This is a genomic window from Mycobacterium sp. NGS62 (assembly GCF_059812285.1).
This window is the reverse complement of the sequence record NZ_JCALCK010000006.1, coordinates 206,076-216,656: the sequence shown is the minus strand read 5'-3', so window position 1 is coordinate 216,656 and position 10,581 is coordinate 206,076. Positions and strand designations below refer to the sequence as shown.

Here is a 10,581-nt window from a genome sequence, read left to right as displayed (position 1 = left end):
GCATGATTTCTCGCGCTGGCCGCAGTGTCGATCAACTCGGCGACAAGAACGCCTGAAGCGCCGCGGCGTAGGCGGCAACGTCGTGCGCGCCCATCAGTTCGCGCGCCGAGTGCATCGCCAGCTGCGGGGCGCCGACGTCGACGGTCGGGATGCCGGTCCGCGCCGACGTCATCGGGCCGATCGTCGAGCCGCAGGGCAGGTCAGCGCGATGCTCGTAACGCTGTAGCGGCACCCCAGCCTGCCGGCAGGCCAGCGCGAATGCGGCGGCCGTGCGGCCGTCGGTGGCGTAGCGCAGGTTGGGCTGGACCTTGAGCACCGGCCCGCCATTGATCGCGATGAGGTGGCCGGGCTCGTGGCGGTCCGGGTAGTTCGGGTGCGTGGCGTGGGCCATGTCGCCCGAAGCCACCGTCGACCCCGCAAGGCGACGCAGGAAATCCTCCCTACCGCGGCCTGCGGCCAACACGATCCGTTCCAGCGTGGTCAACAGCAGTTCGGAGTTGGCGCCGTGATCGGAGGTGGAACCCACTTCCTCGTGGTCGAACAGCGCCAGCACCGGTACATATCCGTGCGGCGGGGCGGCCAGGAAGGCTTCGGTCCCCGCATAGCAGGTCGCCTGGTTATCCAGCCGCGCGGCACTGACGAACTGGCCGCCGACACCTGACAGCGTCGACGGCGTCAGGTCGTGGGCCATCAGGTCGAAGCCGAGCACACTACGGGCATCGACGCCGGACCGTTCGGCGACGTAGTCCAGAAACGAGCCGGCGGTGTCGCCGGCTGCCCACACCGCGTTGACGTGGCGCTGCGGATCCAGCGCGACCGCGGCGCGGTCCTCGGCCAGGTGAATGGCCAGCTGCGGCACCCGCAGAATCGGCTCGTCGATGCGGACCAACTGATGGGCAACGCCAGCGCCGTCCGCCACCGACAACCGCCCGCTGATGCCCAGGTCGCGATCCAACCAGGAGTTCAGCCAGGCGCCGCCGTACGGCTGGAGCGCCACCACCTGCCACCCCGCCACCTGACGGTCGGGGTATTGCTTGACCCGCAAATTGGGGCTGTCGGTGTGGCCGCCGACGATGCGAAACGGCTGTTCCGTGTCACCGCTGCTGTCCCAGGCCACCAGCGAGCCGGCCCGGACCGTGAAGAACTTGCCGCCAGCGGTCGGCCAGACATCGACCTCGGCCAGTTCGGAGTAGCCGGCACTGCGCAGCATTTCCGCCACGGTGGCGCAGACGTGAAACGGCGACGGGGATGCGTCGATGAACTCACACAGGCCTTGTGCCGTGGCCGCCATGCCACTCATCTTTTCATCACGGCGACGGCTGGCACGTTAGGGTCGAAACCGTGACCGATGTGCAGCCACAACCGGTGCTCGCGCCGTTGACACCGGCCGCGATCTTTCTGGTGGTCACCATCGACACGGGCGGCGAGTCGACTGTGCAGGAGGCGCTGACCGACGTCTCAGGGCTGGTCCGCGCGATCGGATTTCGAGATCCCACCAAACGCTTGTCGGTGGTCACCTCGATCGGATCCGATGCATGGGACCGGTTGTTCAGCGGACCCCGGCCTGCCGATCTACATCCGTTCATCGAGTTGCACGGACCGCGGCACGCCGCCCCGGCCACTCCCGGCGACGTGTTGTTCCACATCCGCGCCGAGACGATGGATGTCTGCTTCGAGCTGGCCACCCGGCTGGTCGACGCGATGGCCGGTGCGATCACCGTCGTCGACGAAGTGCATGGATTCCGGTTCTTCGACAACCGCGATCTGATGGGATTCGTCGACGGCACCGAGAACCCTGACGGACCTGTGGCGGTGAGCTCCACGCAGATCGGCGACGAGGATCCCGTGTTTGTCGGCGGATGCTATGTGCACGTGCAGAAATACGTCCACGACATGGCCGGGTGGAATGCGTTGTCGGTCACCGAGCAAGAACGGGCTTTCGGGCGAACCAAGTTGGAAGACATCGAATTCGACGACGACGACAAGCCCGCCAATTCGCACCTCACGCTCAACGTCATCGAAGACGACGAGGGCAACGAGCTCAAGATCGTGCGTCACAACATGCCGTTCGGCGAGGTCGGCAAGGGCGAATACGGGACGTATTTCATTGGCTACTCGCGCAATCCGGGCGTCACCGAGGAGATGCTGCGCAATATGTTCCTCGGCGACCCGCCTGGCGTCACCGACCGCATCCTGGACTTCTCCACCGCAATCACCGGCGGAATGTTCTTTTCCCCTACCGTTGACTTCCTCGACGATCCGCCGCCGCTGCCGGATTCACCGCCGACAGCGCCGGCAACGGATCCGGCACCCGGAGACGGATCATTGGCGATCGGCAGTCTGAAAGGAAAATCCTGATGAACAACCTCTACCGCGACCTAGCGCCGATCACCGAAGAAGCTTGGGCTGAAATCGAATTGGAGGCGACACGTACCTTCAAGCGTCATATCGCCGGGCGTCGGGTGGTCGATGTCAGCGAGCCCGGCGGGCCGGTGGCGGCGGCGATCAGCACCGGTCGACTAACCGATGTGACGGCTCCCACCGATGGAGTGGAGGCCCACCTGCGCGACAGCAGGCCCCTTGTGCGGCTCCGAGTTCCGTTCACACTGTCGCGTTCGGAGATCGATGACGTGGAACGCGGCGCACAAGACGCCGACTGGGATCCGGTCAAGGTAGCGGCCAAGAAGCTGGCGTTCGTGGAAGACCGGGCGATCTTCGAGGGCTATCCGGAAGCGTCGATCGAGGGTATCCGCAGTGCGAGCTCCAACCCTGCGCTGACACTGCCCGAAGACGCCCGCGACTTCCCAGACGTGATCACCCAGGCGCTTTCGGGCCTGCGGTTGGCCGGTGTCGATGGCCCCTATTCCGTGCTGCTGTCGGCCGACGCGTACACGAAAGTCAGCGAGACCACCGAACACGGCTATCCGATCCGCGAGCATCTGCACCGGCTGGTCGACGGCGACATCATCTGGGCTCCGGCGATCGACGGAGCATTCGTATTGACCACCCGCGGCGGCGACTTCGACCTGCAGCTGGGCACCGACGTAGCGATCGGCTACCTATCCCACGACGCCGACACCGTGCAGTTGTACATGCAAGAGACCATGACGTTCCTGTGCTACACCGGCGAAGCCTCGGTCTGCCTCGGCACGTAACTCGCCGTTTCCCGCGAGCGTGCGTGTCCCCGGGCGACACGCCGAGCGTGTCGCCGGATCCACGCACGCTCGCAGCCATCGCTATGTTGCTTGCTACCTAGCGAAGACGGTCTCGGCCAACATGCGCCGACACCATGTTTTGTAAGCGTCCGTGCGCCACCCGTCGCGGTGAGTGATCCGCAGGTACGTTTCGACACTGCAGAGCACCGCACAGGTCTCGACAATCTCGTCGAACGGAACATCAACGCGAAGCCATCCGCGGTCGCGGAAGACGCTTAGGACTCGGCGGGCCTGCGCGTTGATCCCGGCGATGAACTCGTTCAGGTACCGATCCAGGTCCGGGTCGGAAGCGGCGCCGCCGAACAGCGCAGGGGCCAATTTCGCCGTCCGCTGGTGCACGTCCGTCACGGCCGTGACAAGGAAGTCGAGCGACTCCTGAGGGTCGGCGATGGCGATCAGTTGACGGCCGACATCCAGGTTGAGCAGATTTTCTTCGCCGCTCACCCCCAGCCCCGCGTATTCGATCGCGGCGATCAGCAGCGCGGCCTTGGGCCCTTGACTCTGGACGGTTTCGGCGGACACACCAGCTGCCGCAGCAATTTTCGCCAGCGTGGTGCGAGCGTAGCCCTGGGCGGCGAACAGCTCTGCCGCAGTTGCCACGACGCGCGACCGGGTCGCCTCCGCCTGCTGCTGACGTAACTCGGACCGATATGCCCGCGGTCGACGGACTATTGACTTGGGTGACACAGTAATGAATACTACATGACCAAGATAGACTGCGGGTCGCGGGAGGCGCAATGTCATCAATCCTGATCGCCAGCGTCCCTGCGCCCGGTCACGTGACGCCATTGCTAGCAGTTGCGGAAAACTTCGTCATGCGCGGTGACGACGTACGATTCATCACCGGTTCTCTGTTCGCTGAGAAGGTCGCCGCCACCGGCGCGTCGTATCTGCCGCTGCCCGCCGAAGCCGATTTAGACCACCGAACTCATCTGCAGAACTTTCCTGAGCGCGCAAAGCTGAAGGGCGTCAAGGCGATCGCTTTCGACGTCGAACATGTCTTTGCCCGCCCCGCCAAGGCGCAATACGACACGATCGTCGCTGCGCTTGCGGCGCATCCCGCCGATGCGGTGCTCGCCGAGCCCGTTTTTCTCGGCGCTGCGTTCCTGCTTGAGCACCCGCGCTCGGCGCGTCCGCCAGTCGTCATGTGCGGAGTCGTTCCATTGGCCATCGAGAGCTGCGACACCGCGCCATTCGGCATGGGACTGCCGCCCGCCCGGTTCCTCAACCGTCCGCGCAACGTCGCGCTGACTGCTCTGAATCGTCGAGTCCTGCAGCGGGCCAACCAAGCAGTCAACGACCTGCACCGGGAAGTGCACGGCAACGATATGCCGTGCACGATGGCGGGCTGGGGTCGCCGAGCAGATGCGCTCGTACAGTTCGCTGTTCCCTCGTTCGAATACCCGTTGTCCGATGCGCCGTCCAACCTCTACTTTGCCGGGCCGCTGTCGGCTACGGGCTCGCATGCTCCGCTACCGGAATGGTGGGCTGATCTCGACACAAGCCGGCCCGTCATCCACGTCACCCAGGGCACGGTTGCCAACATTGACTATGAGCAGGTCATCGCGCCGACGCTGCGTGCGCTTGCCGACGAGAATGTCTTGATCGTGGTGGCGACGGGCGGTCGGCCGTTGGACACGCTGCCCCCGCTGCCGGCGAACGCCAGGGCAGCGATGTACCTGCCCTACGACGAATTACTGCCGCGCACTGCGGTTTACGTGACCAATGGCGGCTACGGCGGCGTGCAGTACGCCTTGCGCTACGGCGTACCGGTCGTCGCCACCGGCGGCAAGGAAGACAAGCCCGAGGTCGGCGCTCGCGTCGCCTGGTCCGGCGTCGGTCGCCGGATCCGAAGTGAGCGACCAACGCCGCGTGCGCTACGCCGCGACATTCTCGCTGTGCTGAATCAACCGCGATACCGCCAGGCCAGTCAGCGGGTGGCGGCCGATATGGCTGCGTCTCCCGGCTTCGCCGGCCTGGCCGGCATTGTCGACGGGTTGGTCGCCGAATACCCGTCCAACTCCAGGCCTCACGCCGTCAGAACGGAATCCAACGCGGAATAGAAAAGACCCAACCCGTCGTCAGAGGGGCCGGTCAGTGCTTCGATGGCATGCTCGGGATGCGGCATCAGCCCGACGACGCGACCGTCGGCCGAGCTGATTCCGGCGATATTGCGCAACGAGCCATTGACGTTGTCGTGGTAGCGAAACGTTACTCGCCCTTCGCCATCCAACTCGTCGAGCACATCCGCCGAGGCTACATAGCGGCCCTCGCCGGACTTCAACGGAACCAGCAGATCAGCCTGCGGCTCGAAACGAGACGTCCATGCCGTCGTCGTCGACTCCACCCGCAGCCACACATCACGGCAGACGAAGTGCAACCCGGCGTTGCGAGTCAGCGCACCGGGCAACAAGCCTGCTTCACACAGCACCTGAAAACCGTTGCAAATCCCCAGAACCGGCAGACCGCGGCGCGCTGCGGCCACGACTTCTCCCATCACCGGTGCGAACCGCGCGATCGCGCCGGCCCGCAGGTAGTCGCCGTAGGAGAACCCACCAGGCACCACCACCGCGTCAACGTTCTTGAGATCAGCGTCGGCGTGCCACAGGTTGACCACCTCGGCGCCGACAAAGCGAGCCGCCCGGGCCGCGTCGACGTCGTCGAGCGTCCCGGGAAAGGTGATGATCCCGATCCGCGCCGTCACTGCGCCTCCCGGCTCACGGTCCAATCCTCGATCACCGTGTTGGCCAACAGCGACTCGGCAATCTCGGCGAGCTGCGAGTCATCGATGGTGTCGTCGACTTCAAGCTCAAATCGCTTGCCCTGCCGCACATCTGAGACGCCACCATGGCCGAGACGCCCCAACGCGCCGACAATCGCCTGACCCTGCGGGTCGAGAATCTCGGCCTTGGGCATCACATGCACAACCACCCGGGCCACCGGCGGTCCTCCTTAGCGTTGTTTGCTCGACGCCAACTCTACCGGTGCTACCTCACCCACAGGATCCGATATAGGCGGTGCACAACGGTGCGGTCATCGCGTCCAGAACCTGATCGTCGGAGATCACCGGCCATGGCAGCTGCGGAGGGGCCGCCGCCCAGAGAGTGAGTTCGCTGATGGTGCTGCTCTGCGGATGAGCGACCAGATAGGTGCGCATGATCACCGGGCCGCTGATCACCGCGGCCAGCCGGTTGGGCCCCTCGGACGTCACCGACGGCGACTGCGCCGGTGAGCCCAGTTGACAGCCGCGCAGTGCGGCGGCAGCGATGTGGAACACCGAGGAGGCGTTCTGGCCGCCGCGTGCGGTGTCGCCCCGCCAGTGCAGAATTTGGGCCTGCAACTGCCATTGACTCTGCGGATTGAGCACGGTCGCGCGGCTGGCGACGGTGGAGTCCCGGGTGTCCTGCGGGAACGGCGGGGTGGCGCACAACTCTTCGAACCGGAAGCGTGGCGTTGTACCCGTCAGTGGCACCGCGATACCGGCAAGTGACGGCCAGCGATAGGTGGTGTTCAGCGGCACGGCTCGGGTTTGGATCCAGGCGGTATCAGGGATCGTGTCGCACACGGGCGGACAGGCCTCGGGATCCGCATGCGCGGTTCCCGCCGGCCCCGGACCGACAACGAGACCGCCTGCGAGCAGCATCGTCGCCAGGATCACCCGCACAGCACATACCCCCTGCGCGCACAATCGTAGGCATGGAACTCACGCATTTCGGCCATTCCTGTCTGCTTGCCGACTTCGGCCATACCACTGTGTTATTCGACCCGGGTAATTTCTCGCATGGTTTTGAGGGAATCACCGGCTTATCGGCCATCGTGATCACTCACCAACATCCGGATCACGTCGACCACACCCGATTGCCCGCGCTGTGCGAAGCCAATCCGGATGCCGCGCTATACGCCGACCCGCAAACCGCCGCGCAACTCGGCGAGCCGTGCACGGTGGTGCAAGTCGGTGACGAGCTGTCCGTTGGCGAACTGACCATCCGGGCACTCGGCGGTCAGCACGCGGTCATCCACCCGGAAATACCCGTTATCGACAACATCTCGTACCTAGTTGGCGACGGCGACCATCCCGCGCGCCTGATGCACCCCGGCGATGCGCTGTTCGTCCCCGACGAGCCGGTGGACGTGCTGGCCACCCCGGCGGCGGCGCCGTGGATGAAGGTTTCCGACGCGGTGGACTATCTGCGGGCCGTGGCGCCGGCCCGCGCGGTGCCTATCCACCAGGGCATCATCGCGCCCAACGCCCGGGGCATCTACTACGGCCGGCTCAGCGAGATGACCGACACCGACTTTCAAGTGCTGCCCGAAGAAAACTCGGTCACCTTCTAGGACCCTGCGACTGTCACGCTCGCGGTCACACGTGAACTAGGCGATGTCGCCGGCGGCGCCGCGCCCCGCGGCGCGTCCCGAGAAGATGCAGCCGCCCAGAAACGTTCCCTCCAGCGCGCGGTAGCCGTGCACGCCGCCGCCGCCGAAGCCGGCTACCTCGCCGGCTGCATACAACCCGTCGAACGGGCTGCCGTCGGCTTTGATCACGCGCGAGTCGAGGTCTGTCTCCAACCCGCCCAACGTTTTTCGGGTAAGGATGTGCAGCTTGACCGCGATCATCGGCCCGGCTTTGGGGTCGGCCAGGCGGTGTGGGGCCACCACCCGGCCCAACCGGTCACCGAGATAGCTGCGGGCAGCACGTATCGCGGTGATCTGACTGTCCTTGCTGAATCGATTGGCCACCTCGCGGTCGCGCGCGGTGACTTCATCGGCGACGGTCGAGTAATCCAGCGGCAGCACGTCCGGCAGTTGGTTCATGGCGGACACCAACTCACGCAACGAGTTCGCGCTGACGAAATCCACGCCCCGGTCGACAAAGGCCTGCACGGGGCCCGGTGGCCCCGAACGCGCCCGCGATACCAGCAACTCGCGCACGCTACGACCGGTCAGATCAGGGTTTTGCTCCTGCCCCGAGAGTGCGAACTCCTTCTCGATAATCTTGGCGTTCAAGATGAACCAGGTGTAGTCGGAGCCGGATTGGGCGATGTACTCCAGCGTGCCCAGAGTGTCGAAGCCCGGATACAGCGGCGCCGGCAGCCGCTTGCCCTTGGCGTCCAGCCACAGCGACGACGGTCCGGGAATGATCCGGATGCCGTGCCGCGGCCAGACCGAGTCGTAGTTGGTGATGCCTTCGGTGTAGTGCCACATCCGGTCGCGGTTGATGACCCGGGCCCCGGCCTGCTCGGTGATGCCGATCATCCGGCCGTCGACATGGGCCGGCACTCCGCTGAGCAGTTGCTCGGGCACCCGACCCATCCGCTTGGGCCAGTTCGCCCGCACCATATCGTGGTTGGCACCGATCCCGCCGCTGGTGACGATCACCGCCGAAGCCCGGAACTCGAACTGCGACAACACCTCTCGTGTCGACGCCACGCCGCGTGGTTCTGCGGACGGTGCCAGCACGCTGCCGCGAACGCCGGTTACGGCGTCGTTCTCGACGATCAACTCGTCGACCTGATGGCGGTGCGCAAAACGCACGGACGAACGGTCCCGTAACCGCCGCGCGAAGATCTCGACCAGCGCCGGCCCGGTGCCCCAGGTGATGTGAAAGCGTGGCACGGAATTGCCGTGTCCCCGCGCGTCGTAGCCGCCGCGTTCGGCCCAGCCCACTAACGGAAAGATCTGCAAGCCCCGGGCCCGCAGCCAGCTGCGCTTCTCCCCGGCTGCGAAATCGACGTAGGCATGCGCCCATTGCCTCGGCCAGTAATCCTCGGGCCGGTCGAATGCGGCGGTGCCGAGCCAGTCCTGCAGCGCCAGTTCATGGCTGTCGCGCACACCCAGGCGGCGTTGTTCGGGGCTGTCGACGAAGAACAGACCGCCGAACGACCAGAATGCCTGCCCGCCGAGATTGGCGCTGTTCTCCTGGTCCAGGATCAGCACCCGCATCCCGCGATCGACTACCTCGCAGGCGGCCACCAGGCCAGCCAGTCCCGCTCCGACGATGATGACGTCAGCGTCCATGGCGCTAAAGAGTAGCGACCCGGGTGCTCAGGCCGCGCCGAGTATCACCCGATCCGGTCGCCACCGATACACGGACGGTTCGCAGCCGTGCAGCAACGCCAGGTCCGCGGCGTCCAGCATCGCCTGTAATGGCCCGGGCTTGCGCAGTTGGCGACCGTCTACCGCAAGCCGCACAACGCCGTCGCGCCGCGCGATGCGCTCAGCCGACAGCACCAACATCCGGCACCACCACGGCTCGGTCAGGAAACCTTCGCCGATCCCGAGAACCCGCGCACGCTCGGTGGTATGGCGGACCAGGTCGGTGACTCCGTGCAGGTCGGCCAGCAGTCGAAAGCCGTTGCGCGGCAACGCTGTGACGGCTCCCTGCGAGACGGTCCACCCGGGTGCGGCGAACAGCCGGGTACGCAGACCAAGGTGCTCGAGCACACGGTCTGCCGCCATCAGCCGCAGGTTGGCCTCATGGGCCGGCAGCGTCGCAAATTCGCCGCGGCGCTTCTTGGTGGCCGCCTCGTCGTAGCCGTGCAACACGATCGCATCGCCGCAGGCACGCCGGCCCGCTAGCCATTCCACGGTGTGCGGATCGCGGTCGAGCCGGTAGTCACCCTTGAGGCGTGGGGACACCAGCAACGACACCGGCACCCCGCGGGAATCCATCTGCCCACAGAATGCCTCGACGTCGCCCAACGTGCGGTCTCCGATCCCGGAGACCGAAACGATCAGCTTTCCAGACACACCATCAGTGTGCCGATCGCAGGTGTCCAGACGGTGAAGTCCACGCAGCTAACGGGCATCGATCCATCTGACCAGCTAATTGGGCAGCACAGACTCGATGGCGGCGACGACTTCCGGCGCATCGGGCGCCGTGCGTGGCCGGAACCGATTGACCACGGCTCCGCCGGGCGCGATGAGGAACTTCTCGAAGTTCCACTGCACATCGCCCGCCTCACCGGCGGCGTCGGACGTCTTGGTCAGTTCGGCATACAGCGGATGCCGGCCAGGACCGTTGACCTCGGCTTTGGCGAGCAGCGGAAACGTCACACCGTAGTTGGTGGAGCAAAAGGTTTGGATTTCCCCGGCGGTGCCGGGTTCTTGGCCCATGAACTGGTTGCAGGGTACCCCGATAACGGTCAGTCCGCGCTCGGCGTAGTCCTGGGCCAGTTTCTGAAGCGCGCTGTATTGCGGCGTCAGGCCGCATTTCGAGGCCACGTTGACGACGAGCACGGCGCGATCGGCATATTCGGCCAGCGACGTGGGGCGATCGTCGAGAGTGGTCAACGGGATTTCGGTCAGCGTCATGCTGCGAGACTACGTCAGCATCCGCAAAGTAGGTTGGTCATCTAGCTAGTTGTCG

At 65.5% G+C, this 10,581-nt stretch carries 12 protein-coding genes; 4 read left to right on the top strand and 8 right to left on the bottom strand.

Going from position 1 to position 10,581, the window contains the following annotated elements; translation table 11 throughout:
• Positions 1-31: 31 nt before the first annotated feature.
• Positions 32-1,291, bottom strand: coding sequence for a M18 family aminopeptidase (locus AC5Y49_RS17590; protein ID WP_499889272.1), 1,260 nt, complete (start codon positions 1,289-1,291; stop codon positions 32-34).
• Positions 1,292-1,341: 50 nt separating this feature from the next.
• On the opposite strand from AC5Y49_RS17590, the gene AC5Y49_RS17585 reads away from it, so the two are divergent.
• Positions 1,342-2,358 carry a Dyp-type peroxidase gene (locus tag AC5Y49_RS17585; RefSeq protein WP_499889270.1) on the top strand — a complete coding sequence of 339 codons (1,017 nt, stop codon included), beginning with the start codon at positions 1,342-1,344 and terminating at the stop codon, positions 2,356-2,358.
• On the top strand, positions 2,358-3,155 hold the full coding sequence (locus AC5Y49_RS17580) for a family 1 encapsulin nanocompartment shell protein (protein ID WP_499889268.1): 798 nt from the start codon (positions 2,358-2,360) through the stop codon (positions 3,153-3,155). The genes AC5Y49_RS17585 and AC5Y49_RS17580 overlap by 1 nt, the downstream gene beginning before the upstream one ends.
• Before the next feature lie 93 nt (positions 3,156-3,248).
• On the opposite strand, the gene AC5Y49_RS17575 is transcribed toward AC5Y49_RS17580, so the two are convergent.
• The gene (locus AC5Y49_RS17575; protein WP_499889266.1) at positions 3,249-3,815 is read right to left on the bottom strand and encodes a TetR/AcrR family transcriptional regulator; all 567 of its coding nucleotides are present in this window, start codon (positions 3,813-3,815) and stop codon (positions 3,249-3,251) included.
• A 137-nt stretch (positions 3,816-3,952) separates the two neighbouring features.
• Between AC5Y49_RS17575 and AC5Y49_RS17570 the strand changes: the two genes are divergently transcribed.
• Positions 3,953-5,278 carry a glycosyltransferase gene (locus AC5Y49_RS17570; RefSeq protein WP_499889264.1) on the top strand — a complete coding sequence of 442 codons (1,326 nt, stop codon included), beginning with the start codon at positions 3,953-3,955 and terminating at the stop codon, positions 5,276-5,278.
• Here AC5Y49_RS17570 and purQ read toward each other — a convergent pair.
• From purQ to AC5Y49_RS17555, 3 genes are read right to left on the bottom strand one after another with little or no spacing between them, the layout of a single operon-like run.
• Positions 5,245-5,919: a phosphoribosylformylglycinamidine synthase subunit PurQ gene (gene purQ / locus AC5Y49_RS17565; protein WP_499889262.1), complete on the bottom strand. Its 675-nt coding sequence runs from the start codon at positions 5,917-5,919 to the stop codon at positions 5,245-5,247. The two genes, AC5Y49_RS17570 and purQ, sit on opposite strands and share 34 nt — an antisense overlap.
• A complete protein-coding gene (gene purS, locus AC5Y49_RS17560; RefSeq protein ID WP_499889260.1) occupies positions 5,916-6,155 on the bottom strand; it encodes a phosphoribosylformylglycinamidine synthase subunit PurS in 240 nt (79 codons plus the stop codon). Before purS ends, purQ begins: the two co-directional genes overlap by 4 nt.
• A gap of 52 nt (positions 6,156-6,207) precedes the next feature.
• Positions 6,208-6,858 carry an ATPase gene (locus AC5Y49_RS17555; protein WP_499889259.1) on the bottom strand — a complete coding sequence of 217 codons (651 nt, stop codon included), beginning with the start codon at positions 6,856-6,858 and terminating at the stop codon, positions 6,208-6,210.
• Between the two features lie 53 nt (positions 6,859-6,911).
• Here AC5Y49_RS17555 and AC5Y49_RS17550 point away from each other — a divergent pair, with 53 nt between their 5' ends.
• Positions 6,912-7,550 (top strand): MBL fold metallo-hydrolase, encoded by a 639-nt coding sequence (locus tag AC5Y49_RS17550; RefSeq protein WP_499889257.1) that lies wholly within the window; start codon positions 6,912-6,914, stop codon positions 7,548-7,550.
• 36 nt (positions 7,551-7,586) lie between these two features.
• Here AC5Y49_RS17550 and AC5Y49_RS17545 read toward each other — a convergent pair whose 3' ends face one another.
• The 3 genes from AC5Y49_RS17545 to AC5Y49_RS17535 form a co-directional block, all read right to left on the bottom strand.
• The gene (locus AC5Y49_RS17545; RefSeq protein ID WP_499889255.1) at positions 7,587-9,230 is read right to left on the bottom strand and encodes an FAD-binding dehydrogenase; all 1,644 of its coding nucleotides are present in this window, start codon (positions 9,228-9,230) and stop codon (positions 7,587-7,589) included.
• A 27-nt stretch (positions 9,231-9,257) separates the two neighbouring features.
• Positions 9,258-9,962 carry a DUF2334 domain-containing protein gene (locus tag AC5Y49_RS17540; RefSeq protein ID WP_499889254.1) on the bottom strand — a complete coding sequence of 235 codons (705 nt, stop codon included), beginning with the start codon at positions 9,960-9,962 and terminating at the stop codon, positions 9,258-9,260.
• Positions 9,963-10,037: 75 nt separating this feature from the next.
• Positions 10,038-10,526, bottom strand: a complete 489-nt coding sequence (locus AC5Y49_RS17535; RefSeq protein WP_499889252.1) for a glutathione peroxidase — start codon at positions 10,524-10,526, stop codon at positions 10,038-10,040.
• Between the last annotated feature and the right edge of the window lie 55 nt (positions 10,527-10,581).

Coding starts and splice junctions, on each gene's coding strand:
- AC5Y49_RS17550 (WP_499889257.1), top strand. CDS start 6,912: ATGGAACTCACGCATTTCGGCCATTCCTGTCTGCTTGCCGACTTCGGC.
- AC5Y49_RS17545 (WP_499889255.1), bottom strand. CDS start 9,230: ATGGACGCTGACGTCATCATCGTCGGAGCGGGACTGGCTGGCCTGGTG.
- AC5Y49_RS17535 (WP_499889252.1), bottom strand. CDS start 10,526: ATGACGCTGACCGAAATCCCGTTGACCACTCTCGACGATCGCCCCACG.
- AC5Y49_RS17590 (WP_499889272.1), bottom strand. CDS start 1,291: ATGGCGGCCACGGCACAAGGCCTGTGTGAGTTCATCGACGCATCCCCG.
- AC5Y49_RS17580 (WP_499889268.1), top strand. CDS start 2,358: ATGAACAACCTCTACCGCGACCTAGCGCCGATCACCGAAGAAGCTTGG.
- AC5Y49_RS17555 (WP_499889259.1), bottom strand. CDS start 6,858: ATGCTGCTCGCAGGCGGTCTCGTTGTCGGTCCGGGGCCGGCGGGAACC.
- AC5Y49_RS17570 (WP_499889264.1), top strand. CDS start 3,953: ATGTCATCAATCCTGATCGCCAGCGTCCCTGCGCCCGGTCACGTGACG.